The sequence below is a fragment of the Streptomyces sp. NBC_01288 genome (genome assembly GCF_035982055.1).
Lineage (GTDB): Bacteria > Actinomycetota > Actinomycetes > Streptomycetales > Streptomycetaceae > Streptomyces.
This window is the reverse complement of record NZ_CP108427.1, coordinates 6,042,416-6,061,899: the sequence shown is the minus strand read 5'-3', so window position 1 is coordinate 6,061,899 and position 19,484 is coordinate 6,042,416. Positions and strand designations below refer to the sequence as shown.

Below are 19,484 nucleotides of genomic sequence, written 5' to 3'. Positions count from 1 at the left end.
GCCGGGCCAGTGTCACCGCAGCGAGGGTGAAGGGACGCCCGGTTCACCGAGCACGTGCGGCGCCCTCCCACCCCAACAGGCCAAACCGGCAGGCGTTCTACGCCAGTTGGCCGCCCCGTTCGACGACATCCCCGGTCAGGTCGACCGGACCCACGCCCGCGCGCCGGGCGAGTGCGACCGCCGCGAGGGTGGAGTGGACTCCCAGCTTGCCGAGCACGTTCTGCATATGCGTGCGGACGGTGTGCGGGGAGAGGAAGAGCCGCTCGGCGACCGCCTTGCGTCCCAGCCCGGCCACCATGCAGCGCAGCACCTCCCGCTCCCGCGGAGTCAGGGACTCGACCAGGCGCTCGCTCTCGGTGCGGTGCTTGCGCGCGGCCGTCAGCTCGCGCAGGACGCCGGTCAGCAGGGCGGGTGGCAGGTGCGTCTCGTCGCGAAGCACCCCTCGGATGACGGTTAAAAGCCTGGACAGCGAGCAGTCCTTGGCGACCCAGCCGGACGCCCCGGCCTGTAGGGCCAGCGCGGCCCGGCGCGGATCGTCCTTCTCCGCCAGCACGACCATCCGTACGCTCGGCTGGGCCGAACGGACCCCGGCGACCAGGGAGATCCCGTCCACCAGCCCGTCCTCGTTCCCCGCCTGTACGGGTACGGCGGGCCGGACGCCCGGCACGTTGCCGCCCAGATCGGCGTCCACGAGCAGGACGTCGAATCTGCGGCCCTCGGCGTTCGCGCGCTCCATGCAGCGCAGCGCGGCGGGACCACTGCCGGCCGCGGACACGTCGACATCGGGCTCGGCGGCCAGTGCCGCGGCGAGCGATTCGGCGAAGATGCGATGGTCGTCGACGACCAGGACTCGGATGCGAACCACGAAACCCCCTTCCCCAGGCTCCTGGTGGAGCAGGGGATACCTCATCGTCGGGAGACGAAGCGATGATTGCGGGTACGACGCCCGGGAGGGCCTGCGCCGCACGGCCGCCGCCGTGCAGACACTGCTACCCCCACATCGGGCGTCGTACCCGACTTGTCTCGCCCCCTGAACAGCACCGGCCCCCACCGGTGCTGCTCACAGCGTACGGCCGGGGCGCAGCAGCGGAACCCAATTTGCAGAACTGACTGTCCGGCGCGTTTATGGTGAGCCGCATGTTTCGTATTGAGACGGAAGTCGACAAGGAGCGACGCGATCTGCTCCGCGCCCGGCTGCTCGAAACCAACACGGCCGCCTCCCCGGTGCTGCGCGCCCTGCGCGGAACCCCTCGCGAACGTGAAGTTCCGCTCCAGGTGTGGGCGTTGGACGGCGCGGGCGAACTGGCGGGCGGACTGGTCGGCCACACCTGGGCGGACTGGCTGCACGTGACGTACCTGTGGGTGGACGGCCGCCACCGCGGCACCGGCCTCGGCTCCCGCCTCCTCGCCGAGGCGGAACGCATCGCCCGCGACGAGCGCGGCTGCGGGGCGGCCCGCCTGGAGACGTGGAACTTCCAGGCGCCGGAGTTCTACAAGAAGCAGGGGTACGAGGTGGTGTGCGTGATCCCGGACTACCCGCCGGGGCTCACGGAGTACACCCTGACGAAGAGGCTGGGCCGGACGAACCCCGGGTGAACACATCCGGGGCGAACGAGACGCTCAGCCCAGTCTCATACTCCCCTCCTACCGTGCCCGCCATGAGCATGCTGCGGAAGCTGAACTCCAAGCTCGCCGAGACGACCGGCTACCAGATACGCCGGGTACCCCCGCCGCCCGGTGCGACGACCGCGGGCTCCCTCGGGGTGATCCCCACGCCGCGCGGTTCCCGTCCCGCGCGCCCCGACCCCGTGGTGCCGCAGGCGCCGACGGTGGATCCGGCGGTCGACCGGTTGCTGGAGCGACCGGTGTTCATCCTGACCTCGGTGCGTTCCGGATCGACGCTGCTGCGCATGATGCTGGGAGCGCACTCCCGGCTGCACGCCGCGCACGAACTCCATCTCACCGGTATCGAGGTCTACTTCAAGCCGGGCACCCCCACGGAACGTTCCCTGCGCACCCTGGGCCTGGGCCACGAACAGCTGGAGGGCCTGCTCTGGGACCGTGCCCTGCACCGTGAACTGGTCAGGTCCGGAAAGCAGTTCATCGTGGAGAAGACCCCCGGCAACGCCTTCCAGTGGCAGCGCATCGCCGAGACCTGGCCCGACGCCCGCTTCGTCTTCCTGCGCAGACACCCGGGCGCGGTGGCCCGCTCCTGGCACGAGGCGGTACCGGACCGCACCCGCGAGGAAGCGGCCGAACGCGTCCTGAAATACATGGAGTCCATGCGGGAGGCCCAGGCCGAACTCGGCGGCCACACCCTGCGCTACGAGGACCTCACCACCGACCCGGTCGCCGAACTCCGCTCCCTCTGCGCCTACTTGGACCTCCCCTACGAACCCGGCATGACGAACTACGGCAGCAGCCTGAAGAACGCCGTCCTGGGCGCCGGCTTCGGCGACTGGACCGACAAGATCCGCACCGGCCAGGTCCAACCGGACCGCCCGGCACCGGCGTTGGAGGAGATCCCGGAGGTGCTGCGGCCGATGTGCCGGGCGTGGGGGTATCTCTGAGCCGGTGATCGGAGCAGGTGATCCAGGCCGGTGAAGTGGCTGGTTGTGGACGCGCGTTGACGTGGGTTGACGTGGGTCCTCTAAAGTCCCTGGCCGTGACAATCACTTCGACGCAGGGCACCGGAAGATCCTCACTGTGGCGTGAGCGGCCGTTCGTGCTGCTCGCCTCCGCCCGCACCGTCTCCGTGCTCGGCAACGGATTCGCCCGGGTGGCCCTCGCCTTCGCGGTGCTGGCGCTGCCCGGCGCCGGACCGGGCCGGCTCTCGCTGGTCCTGGCCTGCCAGGCGTTGCCGCAACTGGCGTTCATCCTGGTGGGCGGGGTCATCGCGGACCGGATGTCACGCGCCCGCCTGATGGCGCTGGCGGATGTGCTGGGGGCCGGGGCCTACACCGCTCTGGCCGCGATGGTGCTGACCCGGCACGCCCCGCTCCCGGCGATGTGTCTGCTGGCGGTGGCGGCGGGCACGGCGACCGCGCTGTTCGCCCCGGCGATGGACGGCATCATGCCGCTGGTGGTCCCCACGGACCGGTTGCAGCAGGCGAACGCCCTTCTGCGGGTGGCCACCAACAGCGCGCTGCTCCTGGGCCTGTCGCTCTCGGGCGTGACGGTGGCGCTGGTCGGCCCCGGCTGGGCCCTGGCCCTGAACGCCGCGTCCTTCGCACTCAGCGCGGCCCTCACCGCCCGCCTCCCGGTCCCGGCACGCCCGCCGAAGAAGTCCTCCGGATGGGCCGATCTCCGGGAGGGCTGGCGGGAGTTCGCGTCCCGGCAGTGGCTGTGGGTCGTGGTGGCGCAGTGGTCGATCGTGGTGGCGGCGCTCAACGCGAACGTAGGAGTCCTCGGCCCCCTGACCGCCGACCGCTACCTCGGCGGAGCCCGCGCCTGGTCGCTGATCGTCGCCGCGCAGGCCCTGGGCACGATCGCCGGCGCGGGCCTGGCCGCCCGCGTCCGCGTCCACCGCCCGATCCTGGTGGCGGTCCTGGCCACGTTCCCGACGGCACTACCGGTAGCCCTCCTCGCCGTACGGGCCCCCGTCTGGCTGATCGCCGCCGCGATGTTCACGGCCGGCGTCTCCAGCGACATCTTCGGCGTCCTGTGGGCCACCACCATCCACCGAGAGATCCCCGAGGAATCCCTCTCCCGAGTCAGCTCCTACGACGGCTTCGGCTCCCTGGCCTTCGCCCCGCTGGGACTGCTCATCGCGGGACCGGTGTCGTCGGCCGTGGGCCTGGGTCACACGCTCGCGGGGTGCGCGGGGCTGGTGATTCTCGCGACGGGGGCGGCGCTGCTGGCTCCGGGGGTACGGAGGCTCACAGCGCCTTGAGCGCGTCCGAACCGATGCCGACGTCGATGTCGTACGGCATGCGGAGGTCGAGCTTGTCGTGGTGGCCGCCGGTCAGGGTGTACGTCCTGTTCACCGGGTCGATCTCGTGGACCCTCACCCCCGGGTGCCGGTCGGACGGCCCGGCCAACAAGTGCCGGCCCCGTCCGCCGCACACCCGGACGTCACACGACCCCGATCACCCGCGGGCCGCACCCAGGCTCACTCCACCCGCCGCGCCCCCGCCGAAGGCACCGCAGGGAACACGCGCGGGGCGGTGTAACCCGCCGCCGCGAACGCCTCCTCCACCGCCTTGGTCACCGTCTCCGCGTCCGAGGCCTCCACCAGCACGACCGCCGAGCCGCCGAAACCGCCGCCCGTCATCCGCGCGCCCAGCGCACCCGCGCCGACCGCCGTGTCGACCACGAGGTCCAACTCCGGGCAGGAGATGCGGAGATCGTCGCGGAGGGAGGCGTGGCCCTCGGTGAGGACCGGGCCGATCGCGCGTACGTCCCCCGCGTCGAGCAGGGTGATGACCTGGTCGACCCTGTGGTCGTCCGACACCACGTGGCGGACATAGCGCCGCACTCGCTCGTCGGAGAGGCGGGCCAGCGACGACTCCAGGTCCTCGTACGCCACGTCCCGCAGGAACGGGACGCCCAACTGCCGGGCGCCCTCCTCGCAGCCCTCCCGGCGTTCCGCGTACGCGCCGTCGCCCAGCGCGTGCTTCACGCGGGAGTCGACGACCAGCAACGAGAGACCCTCCGACGCCAGGTCGAACGGGATCTGGCGGATCGACAGGTCGCGGCAGTCGAGGTGGAGCGCGTGGCCCTCCTCGCAGCAGGCCGAGGCCGTCTGGTCCATGATGCCGCAGGGGACGCCGACGAAGTCGTTCTCCGCGCGCTGCGAGAAACGCGCCAACTCCGGGGCGGACAGGCCCAGTTCGAAGAGGTCGTTCAGGGCCAGGGCCGTGACCACCTCAAGCGCCGCCGACGACGACAGGCCCGCGCCCGTCGGGACCGTGGACGACAGGTGGATGTCCGCGCCGGTCACCTCGTGGCCCGCCTCGCGGAGGACCCAGACCACACCTGCCGGGTACGCCGCCCAGCTCGTGTTCGTGCGCGGGGCCAGCTCGTCCACGTGCAGCTCCACGACCGGGCCCTCGATGTCCGCCGAGTGGAGGCGCAGGACGCCGTCCGTGCGGCGGGACACCGCCGCCACCGCCGTGTGCGGCAGGGCGAGCGGCATCACGAAGCCCTCGTTGAAGTCGGTGTACTCGCCGATCAGGTTGACCCGGCCCGGCGCGGCCCAGACGCCCTCGGGAGCGGTCCCGTACAGCTCCTCGAAGCCCTCACGTACACCCACGTGCGATCCCCTAGCCCTTCGATCAGTTCGATACGTTCTGTGCGAACGCCCACGCGTCCGCGACGATGCCCGCGAGATCCGCGCGGGACGGGTTCCAGCCGAGGCGCTCCTTGGCCCGGGCCGCCGACGCCACCAGGGTCGCCGGGTCGCCGCCGCGGCGCGGGGCCACGACCTCGGGGATCGGGTGCCCGGTGACCTGACGGACCGTCTCGATGACCTGGCGGACGGAGAAGCCCTCGCCGTTGCCGAGGTTGCAGATCAGGTGCTCACCCGGGGTGGCCGCCTTCAATGCCAGCAGGTGCGCGTCCGCCAGGTCCGCCACGTGGATGTAGTCACGGACACACGTGCCGTCCGGCGTCGGGTAGTCGTCCCCGAAGACGGAGATGGCGTCCCGCTTGCCCTGCGCGACCTGGAGGACGAGCGGGATCAGGTGCGACTCGGGGGCGTGCCGCTCACCGCAACTGCCGTACGCACCGGCCACGTTGAAGTAGCGGAGGGACACGGCTCCCAGCCCGTGGGCGGCGGCCTCGCTCGTGATCATGAAGTCGACCGACAGCTTCGACGCACCGTAGGGGTTCGTCGGGGAGGTGCGGGTGGTCTCGACGATCGGGACCTCGTCCGGCTCGCCGTACGTGGCGGCCGTGGAGGAGAAGACGAGCTTGCGGACGCCGGCCTCGCGCATGGCGGCGAGGAGGGCCATCGAGCCGCCGACGTTGTTCTCCCAGTACTTCTCCGGCTTGACGACGGACTCGCCGACCTGGGAGAACGCGGCGAAGTGGAGGACGGCTTCGTAGGAGGAGTCGAGCCACTTGGCGGCGTCACGGATGTCGCCCTCCACGAACGTGGCACCCGCCGGGACGCCCTCGCGGAAACCCGTCGAGAGGTTGTCCAGGACGGTGACCTCGTGGCCCGCCTCCAGCAGGTGCTGGGCGACCACGCTGCCGACGTATCCCGCGCCGCCCGTGACCAGGTACTTACCGCTCATCAACTCGCTACCTCTCGCAGTCGCTCGGCCGCGCGCTCCGGCGGCACGTCGTTGATGAACACGCTCATGCCGGACTCGGAACCCGCGAGGAACTTCAGCTTGCCGGACGTACGGCGAATGGTGAAAAGCTCAAGGTGGAGAGCGAAGTCGTCCCTGCTCACCCCGTCGAACTCCTCCAGCGTGCCGAACGGCGCCTGGTGCCAGGCGGAGATGTACGGCGTCGGAGGCTCGCCCTCACCGAAGATCCGGTCGAAGCGCCTCAAGAGTTCCAGATAGACCTTGGGGAACTCTGTGCGGGCCGCCTCGTCCAGCCCGAGCAGATCGGGCACCCGGCGCTTGGGATACAGGTGGACCTCGTAGGGCCAGTGCGCCGCGTACGGCACGAAGGCCGCCCAGTGTTCACCCTCAAGGACGACCCGCTCACCGGCGAGTTCGCGCTCCAGGACCGAGTCGAAGAGGTTCTCCCCGCCGGTCGCCTCCTTGTGGGCCGCGAGTGAACGCAACATCAGGGCGGTGCGCGGGGTGGTGAAGGGGTAGGCGTAGATCTGGCCGTGGGGATGACCGAGCGTCACGCCGATCTCTTCGCCGCGGTTCTCGAAACAGAACACCTGCTCGACGGAGGGAAGATGCGACAGCTCCGACGTCCGGTCGGTCCACGCGTCGAGGACAAGGGCCGCCTGCTCCTCGGTCAGCGAGGCGAAGGACGCGTCGTGGTCGGAGGTGAAGCAGACCACCTCACAGCGCCCGGAGTCCCCGGCCAGCGAGGGGAAACGGTTCTCGAAGACCGCAACGTCGTACGACGAGTCCGGGATCTCGCTGAGCCGGTCGCCGGTGGTCGGGCAGAGCGGGCACTGGTCGACCGGCGGGTGGTAGATGCGGCCCTGGCGGTGCGAGGCGATCGCCACCGAGTCGCCGAGCAGCACGTCCCGCCGTACCTCCGAAGTGGTGACCGTGCGCTCCAGCGGGCGTCGGTCCACCGCGTCGCGCACGGTGTCGTCCCGCAGGTCGTAGTAGATGAGCTCACGACCGTCGGCCAACCGGGTCGAGGTCTTCTTCACGCCGGGCTCTCCATCCGTACGTACATCCACGCCGCATCCGGGCTTCACACAGAACTAAACACATCAAACCACCGATCCCCCCAGTCGTCACCATCAAAATCAAACAAAGAACACCAACCAAAGACATCAACCAGACATCAACCAAGGTGAGCGCTTGATGCAGACTCTGCAGACCCCCACCTCTCTCGCCGCCGAGCTCCGGCTCCCCACCAACGGGCTCGACTACACGATCCTGGCGATCTACTTCGTGGTCGTCCTGGGCATCGGTCTGGCCGCCCGCAGATCGGTGAAGACGAGCCTCGACTTCTTCCTCTCCGGGCGTTCGCTGCCCGCGTGGATCACCGGTCTCGCCTTCATCTCGGCCAACCTGGCCGCCACCGAGATCCTCGGCATGGCCGCCAACAGCGCGCAGTACGGCGCCTACACCGTCCACTGGTACTGGATCGGCGCCATCCCCGCCATGGTCTTCCTCGGCCTGGTGATGATGCCCTTCTACTACGGCTCGAAGGTCCGCTCGGTCCCCGAGTTCCTGCTGCTGCGCTTCGACAAGGCCGCACACCTGCTGAGTTCGATCCTGTTCGCCTTCGCCGCGATCCTGATCGCGGGCGTGAACCTGTACGCCCTCGCGATCGTCGTCGAGGCGCTGCTGGGCTGGCCGCAGTGGGTGGCGATCGTGGTCGCCGGTGCGTTCGTGCTCGCGTACATCACCCTCGGCGGGCTGTCGTCGGCGATCTACAACGAAGTGCTCCAGTTCTTCGTGATCCTGGCCGCCCTCATCCCGATCTCCTACCTCGGCCTGAAGAAGGTCGGCGGCTGGGACGGGCTGACCCACAAGCTGGACGCGGCCCACGGCCACAACTTCACCACCGCGTGGGGCGGCACCGGCATCGGCAGCGTCAACCCGCTCGGGGCGAACTGGCTGACCATCGTCCTCGGCCTCGGCTTCGTCCTCTCCTTCGGCTACTGGACGACCAACTTCGCCGAGGTCCAGCGCGCCCTCTCCGCGAAGAACCTGTCCGCGGCCCAGCGCACCCCGCTCATCGCCGCGTACCCGAAGGTCTTCATCGTGTTCCTGGTGATGATCCCGGGCCTGGTCGCCGCGGCGCTCGTCCCGAAGATCGGCACCAGCGGCTCGGACCTCCAGTACAACGACGCGATCCCGTACCTGATGCAGGAGTTGCTGCCCAACGGCGTCCTCGGCATCGCGGTGACGGGTCTGCTGGCGGCGTTCATGGCGGGTATGGCGGCCAACGTGTCGTCCTTCAACACGGTGTTCACGAACGACATCTGGGCGAAGTACGTCGTCACGGACCGCGAGGACGCGTACTACGTGCGCTTCGGCCGCCTGATCACGGTGATCGGCGTAGCGGCGTCAGTAGGCACGGCGTTCCTGGCGTCCTCCTTCTCCAACATCATGAGCTACCTCCAAACGCTCTTCTCCTTCTTCAACGTCCCGATGTTCGTCGTCTTCATCGTCGGCATGTTCTGGAAGAAGGCCACGCCGAAGTCCGGCTTCTGGGGCCTGCTCGCGGGCACGGTCACCGCGATGGTGAACTACTTCTGGATCTACAAGCAGGGGATCATCTCCATCCCCTCCGACCAGGGCGCGAACTTCGTCTCCGCGATCGCCGGGTTCGTCGCCGGTGCGGTGGTCATGTTCGCGGTGTCCCTGTTCACCCAGCCGAAGTCGGCCGAACAGCTCCAAGGCCTCGTCTACGGCACGACGTCACCCGGCATGACCGAGGCGCCGGCCGCGGGCGACGACGCGTGGTACCGCCGGCCCGCACTCCTCGGCTGGGGCGCGGTGATCCTGGCCGCCCTCTGCTACATCCCGTTCTCGTTCTAGTCGCGGGAGGATTGAGAAACCATGTCTGAGAACTCAGGACACTCCGAACACTCAGGGCACTCCGAGCACGACGTCCAGCGCGAGGTCAGCGAGCTGGAGGGCAAGTCGACGACCGCGTCCCGGCTGTTCGATCTGCGGCTGATCATCGGGGGGTTGTTCGTCGTCTACGGCGTCATCGTCACGATCGCCGGGATCAGCCCGTCCCAGGCCACGCTGGACAAGGCCGAGGGCGTCAACATCAATCTGTGGACCGGGATCGCGATGTTGCTGCTCGGGATCTTCTTCCTGGGGTGGCTGAAGCTGCGACCCGTACCCCCGGTGGAAGTTGAGGTCCCGGAGAAGGAAGAGGGGGCTTAGGTCGGTTGCCGGGCGCGGGTGCGCTGTGGCTGATCGCGCAGTTCCCCGCGCCCCTGGGGTGTCGGTGCTCGCGGTGTTGGTCAGTTGACCTGCGCCCGTCGCGCCCGCGCGGCGGAGGGTTTTTCCTGCGGCCAGAAACTGACCGCGCGAGCCCGCACGGCTTGGCCCCGGCTGGCCGCCGTGCACGTCCGCCACTGCGGCCAGTTCGCCCACGTGGACGGCGAACTGGCCGCTGGCGAAAGCATCAAGCTCATGCGCCTGCACTACGGCGGCTCCGTTACCACCTGGGGCTTCGCCCTCTGCCTCGCCACCCCGGGCGGCTGACCAACGCCACACAGCACCCGGCTCCGGAGTCAACCCTCGAAGGACCTCGAAGGACTTCCGAAGCCGACCGGTTAATTTTCCAGGCGGACAGGCATCAGCATCGAAAAGGTGCCCTCGCCGTCGGTCCGGCGGATCGCCAGGGGCGCCGTAGGGGCGCCGAACTCCAGAATCAGTTGGTCCCGGGCTCCGGCGGCGAGGGCATGCAGCAGGAACTCGCGATTGACGGCGATGTCGCCCTGGCCGTCGTCACCGTCGTCACAGACGCAGACCGTGCCGTCGCCCGCCACCCTGAGCACGCTGAGGTCACAGGACACGCCGTCCTGCTCGCGCACCTCGCTGACGCGGACGGAGCCGGTTTCCACCGCCGCCCGGAAAGCCGGGACGTCGACGAGGGCACGGCGCCCTGCCGGCAGGCGGACGAGGCGACGGTAATCAGGAAAGTCGTGGTCGAGACACTGACCGGCCGCCTGACGGTCCCCTGCTTCCAGGGCCACGCGGTCACCGTCCACAGTGAGCTGGACGGATGCGTCGTCACTCAGCAGCGCTCGCATCGCGTCGGCGAGCGGGGACGGCACGATGACCTGCACACGGGGGCCGCCATGTCCGGTGGTACCGGCTTGTGCGACTGCCATCCGGTACCGGTCGGTAGCCACGACATGGAGCGTCTCACCCTCGATGTCGAACAGGACACCGCCGAGCATCGGCAGCTCCGGGTCGGTACTGGCGGCGAAGCGGACCGCGTCCAACGCCGCGGCCAACTCAGGCGCGGAGACAGCCAACCGGACGGTGGCGGTGCGGAGCGAAGCCATGGGATTCTCCCTGCGTTCGAGTAGCGCTCGGACCGTGGAGAACTCCATGCGGGCATCGGACAGCCCCAGTTCAAGACGACACAGATGCGCCTGAAGCAGCTTCCGCACCAGGTCGGTGTTCTCACTGGACCAGCCGGCCAGCACCAGCCGAATGTCCGCCAAGGGCATACCAGCCCGGCGCAGCCGGGCCAGCAACCGGGCCTCTTCAAGCTGCTCGGGGCCGTACCAGCGGTAGCCGCTCACCGGATCCACCCAGGCCGGGACCAGCACGCCGGCACCGTCGTAGAACCGCAGGGCGCTCACGCTCAGTCCACTGTCCCGAGCCATCTCACCGATACTGCGCATCTCGCTCTCCACACCCGGAACTCTGAGCCCTCCACCAAGTCGAGGGTCAACCCCGAAGGACTTCCGGAGCCGACCACTCAGTTGGTCAGGGACGAACCGGTCGCTACGCCACCCCCAGTTCGCACCACACGTACTTGCCGCGGTGTCCGTTCCTCGACAGCGGCTGCCAGCCCCAGAGGTCGGCGCAGGCCCGCACCAACGCGAGGCCTCTCCCCGCCTCGGCGTCCAACAGGTTCGCCAACTGGCCTGGGGGCTGGGGAGGTTCGGGGTCCGCGTCCCACGCCCCGACGCGCAGCACCCCCGCCGACCAGCTCACGCGGAGCATCACCGGCCCCTCGGTGTGCAGTAGGGCGTTGGCCACCAGCTCTGTCGCGAGGAGTTCGGCGGTGTCCACGACCCGGATGAGGCCGTGCGCGGTGAGGACCAGGCGCAGGGTGCGGCGACAGACGGTGACGGCACGGCGATCGTGCGGGACGGAGAGGGAGTACTCCCAGGGGTCGGACTCGGTTTCGGGCATGCGTGAACTCCGTTGGTGGTGTGGGGAGTTGATGCGGTTCACCGGCGGTGGCCTGTCACGCCGTCATGGCAGGACGGGGTGGTGCGCTTCCGGGAGTTCGGGGTTCCGCAGAGTGTGCGTCGCGTCACCGACGGTACGGGTAAAATTTGGAACAGTGCAAGTCGTTGTCGTAATCTGCCCCGAACGAGTCACCACCCCACGGCAGTTGGGGCGAGAGAGGAAGCCATGCCACGCAGACGGCAAGTCACCGCGCGCCAGGAACGCCTGGGCATTGAACTGCGGAAGCTGCGTGAGACAGCAGGACTCAAAGCACGGGAAGCCGCCACGCTGGTCGGGTCCGACTCCGCCCAGATGAGTCAGATGGAGTCCGGAACCGCAGGAGTGAGCGAGGAACGCGTACGCAGCCTCGCCGCGCACTACGCCTGCACGGACGCCGAGTTGACCCAGGCGCTGGTGGCGATGGCGACGGATCGGACCCGTGGCTGGTGGGAGGAGTACCGAGGTTTGCTACCCATGTCGTTCCTGGATCTCGCCGAGTTGGAGTACCACTCCACCTACCGACTCGACGTGGAGTTCCTGCACATCCCCGGGCTTTTCCAGACCGAGGACTACGCCCGCACCGTCTTCTCGTACCGAGTCCCCGAACTCCCGGCCGACGGCCTGGAATTGCGCGTGCGCCATCGTATGGAGCGCAAGGCAATCATCGAGGGCACCACTCCAGCCCCCTACGAGGCGGTGATCCACGAGGCGGCGCTCCGCATCAAGGTCGGCGGTCGAACCTGCTCACGAGCCCAGCTCACCCGCGTTCTCGAATTCTCCGAAGCGGAACACATCACCGTGCGCGTCATCCCCTTCGCCCTGGACGACTTCGCCGGCGCCACCAACGCCATGATGTACGCGGGAGGCGCCGTACCGAAGCTCGATACCGCGGTACGCGACTCACCCCACGGCGCGGCCTTCATCGACTCCGAAGCCCAACTCGGCGCCTTTCGAACGCTCTTCCGTAAAGTGGAGGCGGTGTCACTCGACCCGGAACAGTCGCGTGACCTCATCCACAGGCTGGCGAAGGAACTGTGAGGCGCACCGTGACCATCCCCGACAACTGGCAGAAGTCGTCCTTCTCCGGCAGCGGCGACGGAAACAACTGCATCGAACTCGCCAGCACCTGGCAGAAGTCGTCCTTCTCGGGAAGCGGCGATGGCAACGCCTGCCTCGAACTCGCCACCACCCCCAGCGCCTTCCACCTCCGCGAAAGCGACACCCCCACCACGCACCTCACCACCACCCCCACGGCCCTCGCCGCCCTCCTCGACGGCATACGCTCCGGCACCCCGGTCGCCGGCCGCCCCCACCGCTGATCCGGCACCAGAACTCGCCTACGCGTCCGGCCCCGCCGAATGGTTCACCGGCCCCGCCCTGTCGAGCAGCCCCGTCCGCGCCGCCAGGGCCGCCGCCTCCAGCCGCGACCCCACGCCCAGCTTCATCAGCACCCTCTGCACATGCGTGCGGGCCGTCGACGGAGCGATGCCCATCCCCGCCGCGATCAGGCGGGTGTCCTCGCCGTCCGCCACCCTGACCAGGACTTCCACCTCCCTCGGCGTCAGCATCTGCAACAACCGCTGGCCCTCGTCGTCCGGTTGGGCCGCCGGGTTGAGCAGCTCGCTGAAGGCACCCTGCAACAACTGCGGTGCTACGGCCGCCTCGCCCGCCCTCGCCTTCATGATCGCGCGCTCCACGCCCTCGATGCGCTCGTCGTGACGGACGTAGCCGGACGCGCCCGCGGCGAAGGCCGCGGCTATGCCTCGCGGGCTCGGGACCGGGCCCAGGACCAGGACCGCCACCTGAGGGCGTTCGCGTTTGATTTTGACCACCGGGTCGAAGATGCCCGGTTCCGCCGGTGTCGCCGTGCCGATCAGGCATACCTCGGGGGCGCGGGTGATCACCAGCTCGGCCGCGCCCGCCGCGGGTGCGGCGGCTGCCAGCACCCGGTGTCCTCGCAGCTTCAGTGCCGAGGCCAGTGCCTCGGCGAGCAATCGGTGGTCGTCGACCACCATCAGCCGCACTCCCATCGAGCAACCCCCCAGTCCCCCCAATGGATGCCCACTATGGATGCCCACCGGTCCCCAAGAACAGAGGGCCCCCAGCACCCCCGCTCTTCATGCCCCCGGAAGTTACACGCTTGTTCGACGTTGCGCTGCCCCTACTGGAGAGAAGTGCCCCAGATCGACGGACTTTTTCGCATTCCTGGCATTCGGGAGTGATGGGGGTGGTGGGGGTAATGGGGGTAATGGGGAGAGCGGGTCAGCTGCTCGTACCGAAGGCGATCGCCAAGTCCTTGTCGCCCGTTGACGATGTCGACGCCTTGTCCGCGTAGACCGCCGACATGTAGAGGTGGCCCTCCCCGTAGAGGATCTCCGCGTAGTCCGGGAGGAAGGTCGTCTCCGTGCTCCGTACCGTCTCCGTGCTCGGGTTCTCCAGCAGCTTGGTCTCCTTGAAGGAGGAGCCGTCGATGCTGACGATCTGGCCGCCCTTGTCGTACGGCGGGGACTTGTAGGCGATGACGTTGGTGCCGTCCATGCGCAGCGGGGTGATGGTGTAACCGTCGCCCGCGTCGGCGCGCTGGCCGGTCTGCTTGCCCGTGGCGAGGTCGAAGGCGACGATCTCGTTGGTCTGGCTGTAGGAGTCGCCGGAACCGTCGTGTTCCTCGGTGGGCACGTACAACCGGTCGTTCCCCACGGCCAGTTCGGTGCAGTACTCGACGCGCGTGATGCCGTCGCAGCGGGCCGCGTACTGCTTGCCCGGCGCCGAGATGTGCGAGCGCAGCGCGCCCGTCTTGTTGTCGATGGAGAAGAAGTCCGAGATGCCGCTGCCGTCGCCCGCGCTGTCGCCGACGTCGGCCGCGACGACCAGCGGGTCGGTCGACACGATGCTCGCGTACTCGATGCCCTGGGCCATCTTGTAGTCCGAGATCACCTTCCCGGAGACCGGGTCGATGGTCTGGATGTGGAGCACGGGCGAGTCGTACGTGCCGCACCGGCGCACGGCGACCAGCTTGGTGCCGCCGCCGTAGCCGGCGTCGTAGCAGTCGGCGGTCTTCGGGCTCCACAGGACCTTGCCGGTGGAGATGTCGAAGGCGGCGCCGCCGTCGGTGCTGCCCACGGCGACGGTGTTCGCGCTGACGGTGACGTTCCCGAAACTGATCGGCTGGTCACCGGAGTTGGCGGTCTTCGTCCACAGCTTGGTGCCCGCGTTCAGGTCGATCGCGGCGATCTGGCTGCAGCCGTGCGAGGGCTTGTCCTTGGTCGGCATGGCGGGCTCGTAGAGGATGGCCGTCCTGCCGTCCGTGGTGGTGTGCTTCGTGGCCTGGCAGACCGGGCCCGGGAGTTTGATCGTCCACTGCTTCGCGCCCGTGTCGCGGTTGTAGCCGACCACCTCGGCGCTGCCGGTCTTGGCGTACACCTTGTCGGTGAGCCAGGAGCCGGAGGTCACCATGGTGTCGCTGACCTTGGGCATCGGGACCTCGAAGAGGACCTTGGAGGCCGGGTCGGCCGGGACCTTCTCCTTGCCGCCCGACGTCGTGCCGCCGGTGCCGCCCTTGCCGTTCGTGCCGCCCGTGGAGCCGCCGGCGGTCGCGGTCTTCTTCGTGTCGTCGTCCTTGTTGCCGGACGAGGACGCGTACCAGATCCCGCCGCCGACGATCAGCGCGATCGCCACGACCGCGGCGGTGATGATCACCGCGGGCGCCCCGAACTTCCGCCCGCCGCCGCCCGGTTGGCCCGGCTGCGGGTGCAGCGGCATGGTCGGCTGCCCCGGGTAGCCGTAACCCGGCTGCTGGCCATAGGGGTTGGGCTGTTGACCGTACGGCTGCTGCGGGTGCTGCTGCGGCTGGGCGTACGGGTTGGGCTGCTGGCCCGGGTAGCCGTAGCCGGGCGGCGGGGCCTGCGGGGGTCCCTGAGGCGGCTGGGGGGCTTGGGGCTGCTGGGGTGCCTGGGGGTAGCCGTAGACCGGCTGTTGGGGCCCAGGCGGCTGCGGGTGGCCGTAGCCCGGCGGGGTCTGGGGCGGCTGCTGCGGGGGCTGGTCCTGGGGTGGGCCGAAGCCGCCCTGCGGGGGCTGGTTCGGGGGCTGGTTCGGCGGGGGCGGTGGGGGCTGGGTCATGACGAGTACCTCGGGGTGGACGGCGGGGCGGGGAGAAGTCGGGGTCTCACTTGCCGTACGCGAGCATCAACTTCTCCTTCGTGTCGTCATTGCCGTTCAGCCGGGTCGACGAGATGTAGAAGCGCCCGTCGACGTAGTCGATGTCCCGGGAGAAGAAGCTGGACTCGATCTGCGCGGTGCCGGCGGGCATCTGGAGCAGCTTCGTCGTCTTGTGGGAGGAGCCGGTCGTGGGGACGGACACGATCTGGCCGCCCGCGTCGTAGGAGGCGTCGACGTAGGCGAGGAGTTTGCCGCCCTCGGCCTTGACCGGGACCATCGACTCGTCCGCGGGTGACTTGACGCGCCACTTCTCCTTGCCGGTGGCCAGGTCGATCGCGACGATCTGGTTGGCGCCGGTCGTCGCGTCCGTCGGGAGGTACAGGGTGCTCGCGTCGACGGCGACGCCCTGGCAGCCCTGGAGGTCGCTGTCGATGAACGACGAACCGCAGGTGGGCGCGAACGCGGCCTTGGAGTCGACCTGCGAGCGGACCGAACCGTCGTTCTTCAGCGTCGAGATGTTCCAGTGCTTGTGGTCGGAGTCGGTCATGTAGAGGACGACCGGGTCCAGGGAGTAGACGTGGTCCACCGTCCAGCCCTTGGGGATCGACTTGGTCCACCTGGCCTTGCCGGTGGCCGGGTCCAGCTCCTGCACCTCGTCGTGCTCGGTGGAGGAGCCCGCCCCGCAGGACGAGACCGAGATCAGCTTCGCGCCGCCCGCGAACCCGCCGGGGAAGCAGGCCGCGCCGTACTTCTTCTTCTCGAACAGCTTCTTGCCGGTGTCGACGTCGTACGCGATCCCGGACTGCGAGCGGCCCACCATCAGCGTCTTGCCGGTGACGGACAGCCCGATGCTGAGCACGCTGTCGAAGAGGTCGCCGTCCGGGACGACCGCCGTCCAGCCCTTCGCCCCGGTGTTCAGGTCGAGTTGCTGGAGCTGGTTGCACTTGGCGTTGTCGCTGACACCGCTCTCGTACGCCACGACGATCTTGCCGTCGTCCGACTTCACCGGGGTGACCGCGCAGATCTTCTGCGGGAAGGTGACCGTGGGCCAGGTCGGTTTGCCGGTGCCGACGTTGTAGGCGACGAGTTCCTTGTACGCCGCCTTCACCGCCGTCCTGCCGGTGATCCACATGCCGGGGGCGTCGGCGCCGGAACCGGGCGCGTCCGGCGCCTCCTTGTACCAGAGCACCTTCGCCTCGCCGGACTTGCGGCCCTCGTTGAGGTTCTCGGGGTCGGAACGGCCGTCGCCGCTGCCGTCGCCGGGGTTGGCGGGGTCGTCGGTGGCGCTGCCGCCGGAGGGCGAGGGGCTGTCACTCTTCTCGGCCACCGGCTTCTTGTCGTCACCGCCGCTGGTGACCGCCCACACCGTGCCGCCCACGACCAACAGCCCCGCCACCGCTGCCGCGATCACCAGCGCGGGCCGCCCCTTGAAGGGGTTGCGGGAGCCGCCGCCGGGGGGCGGCGGGGTGAACTGGGGCGCGGGGGGCGGGTATCCGTACCCGCCGTAGGGAGGCTGCTGACCGTACGGCCCGGGCTGCTGCGGCTGGCCGTAGGGGCCGGGTTGCTGCGGCGGCTGTTGCGGGTAGCCGTAGGGGCCGGGCTGTTGTGGTTGCTGCTGTTGCGGGTAGCCGTAGCCGGGCTGCGGCGGAACCGGGGCCCCGAAGCCGCCTGACGGTGGCTGTGGCGGTTGGTTCGGCGGCGCTCCGTAACCACCGGACGGCGGCTGTTCGGGCGGCTGAGTCATCAGCGGCTCCCCCTCGTTCACTGATTTTTAGCCACGCCCTGAGGCTCGCGAGGGACCCAGAGTCGTATTCAGACAGTGCTCAGACAGTTCTCAGACGGCTCTTTCTATCACTGAGCTGTCCATGAAGAACGGGCCGGTTCACCCCTGTTCCCAAGGGAGGACCGGCCCGTGACGTCGTCGTTATGCGCCTTCACGCACCCTTCACGCGTCCTCGGCGAGTTCCAGCCACCGCATCTCCAGCTCGTCCCGCTCGCCGCTCAAGTCCCGGAGTTTCGCGTCCAGTTCGGCCACCTTCGCGAAGTCCGTGGCGTTGTCCGCGATTTGCGTGTGCAGCTTGGCCTCCTTCTCGGAGACCTTGTCCAACTGCCGCTCGATCTTCTGGAGTTCCTTCTTCGCGGCCCGCTGGTCGGCGGCGCTCACGGCGGGTGCGGCCTTCTCCGCGACGGGGGCGGCAGCGGCGGCGACCTCCTCCATACGGTGGCGCCGCTCCAGGTACTCGTCGATGCCGCGCGGCAGCATCCGCAGGGTCGCGTCGCCGAGGAGGGCGTACACCTTGTCGGTGGTGCGCTCGACGAAGAACCGGTCGTGCGAGATCACGATCATCGACCCGGGCCAGCCGTCGAGGACGTCCTCCAGCTGGGTCAGGGTCTCGATGTCGAGGTCGTTCGTGGGCTCGTCGAGGAAGAGGACGTTGGGCTCGTCCATGAGGAGACGGAGGAGCTGCAACCTGCGCCGCTCACCACCGGACAGGTCCCCGACCGGCGTCCACTGCTTCTCCTTGTTGAAGCCGAACGTCTCGCACAGCTGCCCGGCGGTCATCTCCCGCCCCTTGCCGAGATCGACCCGCTCCCGCACCTGCTGCACGGCCTCCAACACCCGCAGCGTGGGCTTGAGTTCGGCCACCTCCTGCGAGAGGTAGGCGAGCTTCACCGTCTTTCCCACGACGACCTTGCCGGCCACGGGCTGCGTCTCGCCGTCGCTGCGGGCGGCGTCGGCCAGGGCGCGCAGCAGGGAGGTCTTTCCGGCGCCGTTGACGCCGACCAGGCCGATGCGGTCGCCGGGGCCGAGGTGCCAGGTGATGTGCTTGAGGAGGACCTTCGGGCCGGCCTGGACGGTCACGTCCTCCAGGTCGAAGACCGTACGGCCCAGCCGCGTCGACGCGAACTTCATCAGCTCGCTGGTGTCGCGCGGCGGCGGTACGTCCGCAATCAGTTCGTTGGCGGCCTCGACGCGGAAGCGCGGCTTGGACGTACGGGCGGGGGCGCCGCGGCGCAGCCAGGCCAGCTCCTTGCGGACCAGGTTCTGCCGCTTGGTCTCCTCGGTGGCGGCGATGCGCTCGCGCTCGGCGCGGGCGAAGACGTAGTCGGTGTAGCCGCCCTCGTACTCGTAGACGTCGCCCTTCTGCACGTCCCACATCTGCGTGCAGACCTGGTCCAGGAACCAGCGGTCGTGGGTCACGCAGACGAGCGCGGAACGGCGTTCACGCAGGTGCTGGGCGAGCCAGGCGATGCCCTCGACGTCGAGGTGGTTCGTGGGCTCGTCGAGGACGACCAGGTCCTGGTCCTCGATGAGCAGCTTCGCGAGCGCGATACGGCGCCGCTCGCCACCGGAGAGCGGGGCGATGACGGTGTCGAGTCCCTGCGGGAAGCCAGGCATGTCGAGCCCGCCGAAGAGTCCCGTCAGCACGTCGCGGATCTTGGCGTTGCCCGCCCACTCGTGGTCGGCCATGTCCCGGATGACCTCGTGGCGGACGGTCGCCTCCGGGTCGAGGGAGTCGTGCTGCGTGAGGACACCGAGGCGGAGTCCGCCGGAGTGGGTGACGCGTCCGGTGTCGGACTCCTCCAGCTTGGCGAGCATCCGGATCAGGGTGGTCTTGCCGTCTCCGTTGCGGCCCACGACCCCGATCCGGTCCCCTTCGGAGACACCGAGCGAGACGCCGTCGAGCAGGGCACGGGTGCCGTACACCTTGCTGACGTTCTCGACATTGACCAGGTTGACGGCCATTTCTCTCCTGACAGGGGGGACGGTCAGCCTCCCAGGGTAATGCGCGG

Annotated in this window: 19 protein-coding genes; 8 read left to right on the top strand and 11 right to left on the bottom strand. The window is 69.2% G+C overall.

The window, feature by feature from the left end; translation table 11 throughout:
* Positions 1-97: 97 nt before the first annotated feature.
* The gene (locus OG194_RS27380) at positions 98-865 is read right to left on the bottom strand and encodes a response regulator transcription factor (protein ID WP_327403451.1); all 768 of its coding nucleotides are present in this window, start codon (positions 863-865) and stop codon (positions 98-100) included.
* 260 nt (positions 866-1,125) lie between these two features.
* On the opposite strand from OG194_RS27380, the gene OG194_RS27375 reads away from it, so the two are divergent.
* From OG194_RS27375 to OG194_RS27365, 3 genes are all read left to right on the top strand, one after another.
* Positions 1,126-1,596, top strand: a complete 471-nt coding sequence (locus OG194_RS27375) for a GNAT family N-acetyltransferase (protein WP_327403450.1) — start codon at positions 1,126-1,128, stop codon at positions 1,594-1,596.
* 62 nt (positions 1,597-1,658) lie between these two features.
* Complete coding sequence (locus OG194_RS27370) at positions 1,659-2,570, top strand: sulfotransferase family protein (protein WP_327403449.1); 912 nt, start codon at positions 1,659-1,661, stop codon at positions 2,568-2,570.
* Between the two features lie 95 nt (positions 2,571-2,665).
* Entirely contained in the window at positions 2,666-3,892 is a 1,227-nt protein-coding gene (locus tag OG194_RS27365; RefSeq protein WP_327403448.1) for an MFS transporter, read from the top strand.
* On the opposite strand, the gene OG194_RS27360 is transcribed toward OG194_RS27365, so the two are convergent.
* From OG194_RS27360 to galT, 4 genes are all read right to left on the bottom strand, one after another.
* Positions 3,879-4,040 carry a hypothetical protein gene (locus tag OG194_RS27360; RefSeq protein WP_327403447.1) on the bottom strand — a complete coding sequence of 54 codons (162 nt, stop codon included), beginning with the start codon at positions 4,038-4,040 and terminating at the stop codon, positions 3,879-3,881. The two genes, OG194_RS27365 and OG194_RS27360, sit on opposite strands and share 14 nt — an antisense overlap.
* 71 nt (positions 4,041-4,111) lie before the next feature.
* Positions 4,112-5,254, bottom strand: coding sequence for a galactokinase (galK, locus tag OG194_RS27355; protein WP_327403446.1), 1,143 nt, complete (start codon positions 5,252-5,254; stop codon positions 4,112-4,114).
* A 22-nt stretch (positions 5,255-5,276) separates the two neighbouring features.
* The gene (gene galE / locus OG194_RS27350) at positions 5,277-6,239 is read right to left on the bottom strand and encodes a UDP-glucose 4-epimerase GalE (protein ID WP_327403445.1); all 963 of its coding nucleotides are present in this window, start codon (positions 6,237-6,239) and stop codon (positions 5,277-5,279) included.
* Positions 6,239-7,297, bottom strand: coding sequence for a galactose-1-phosphate uridylyltransferase (galT, locus tag OG194_RS27345; RefSeq protein WP_327403444.1), 1,059 nt, complete (start codon positions 7,295-7,297; stop codon positions 6,239-6,241). The genes galE and galT overlap by 1 nt, the downstream gene beginning before the upstream one ends.
* A 157-nt stretch (positions 7,298-7,454) precedes the next feature.
* On the opposite strand from galT, the gene OG194_RS27340 reads away from it, so the two are divergent.
* From OG194_RS27340 to OG194_RS27330, 3 genes are all read left to right on the top strand, one after another.
* A complete protein-coding gene (locus OG194_RS27340) occupies positions 7,455-9,143 on the top strand; it encodes a sodium:solute symporter family protein (protein WP_327403443.1) in 1,689 nt (562 codons plus the stop codon).
* A 21-nt stretch (positions 9,144-9,164) separates the two neighbouring features.
* Positions 9,165-9,500: a hypothetical protein gene (locus tag OG194_RS27335; protein ID WP_327403442.1), complete on the top strand. Its 336-nt coding sequence runs from the start codon at positions 9,165-9,167 to the stop codon at positions 9,498-9,500.
* An 84-nt stretch (positions 9,501-9,584) separates the two neighbouring features.
* Positions 9,585-9,824: a hypothetical protein gene (locus OG194_RS27330; RefSeq protein ID WP_327403441.1), complete on the top strand. Its 240-nt coding sequence runs from the start codon at positions 9,585-9,587 to the stop codon at positions 9,822-9,824.
* A 71-nt stretch (positions 9,825-9,895) separates the two neighbouring features.
* On the opposite strand, the gene OG194_RS27325 is transcribed toward OG194_RS27330, so the two are convergent.
* Entirely contained in the window at positions 9,896-10,978 is a 1,083-nt protein-coding gene (locus OG194_RS27325; protein ID WP_327403440.1) for a DNA polymerase III subunit beta family protein, read from the bottom strand.
* 103 nt (positions 10,979-11,081) lie between these two features.
* Positions 11,082-11,495, bottom strand: coding sequence for an ATP-binding protein (locus OG194_RS27320; protein WP_327403439.1), 414 nt, complete (start codon positions 11,493-11,495; stop codon positions 11,082-11,084).
* 225 nt (positions 11,496-11,720) lie between these two features.
* On the opposite strand from OG194_RS27320, the gene OG194_RS27315 reads away from it, so the two are divergent.
* On the top strand, positions 11,721-12,572 hold the full coding sequence (locus OG194_RS27315; RefSeq protein ID WP_327403438.1) for a helix-turn-helix domain-containing protein: 852 nt from the start codon (positions 11,721-11,723) through the stop codon (positions 12,570-12,572).
* An 8-nt stretch (positions 12,573-12,580) separates the two neighbouring features.
* A complete protein-coding gene (locus OG194_RS27310) occupies positions 12,581-12,853 on the top strand; it encodes a DUF397 domain-containing protein (RefSeq protein ID WP_327403437.1) in 273 nt (90 codons plus the stop codon).
* 18 nt (positions 12,854-12,871) lie between these two features.
* Here the strand turns inward: OG194_RS27310 and OG194_RS27305 are convergent, their stop codons facing one another.
* From OG194_RS27305 to OG194_RS27290, 4 genes are all read right to left on the bottom strand, one after another.
* On the bottom strand, positions 12,872-13,564 hold the full coding sequence (locus OG194_RS27305; protein WP_327403436.1) for a helix-turn-helix transcriptional regulator: 693 nt from the start codon (positions 13,562-13,564) through the stop codon (positions 12,872-12,874).
* Positions 13,565-13,796: 232 nt separating this feature from the next.
* On the bottom strand, positions 13,797-15,650 hold the full coding sequence (locus OG194_RS27300) for an outer membrane protein assembly factor BamB family protein (protein WP_327403435.1): 1,854 nt from the start codon (positions 15,648-15,650) through the stop codon (positions 13,797-13,799).
* 46 nt (positions 15,651-15,696) lie between these two features.
* Positions 15,697-17,433, bottom strand: a complete 1,737-nt coding sequence (locus OG194_RS27295) for an outer membrane protein assembly factor BamB family protein (protein WP_327403434.1) — start codon at positions 17,431-17,433, stop codon at positions 15,697-15,699.
* Between the two features lie 201 nt (positions 17,434-17,634).
* Positions 17,635-19,437, bottom strand: coding sequence for an ABC-F family ATP-binding cassette domain-containing protein (locus OG194_RS27290; protein WP_327403433.1), 1,803 nt, complete (start codon positions 19,435-19,437; stop codon positions 17,635-17,637).
* Positions 19,438-19,484 lie beyond the last annotated feature (47 nt).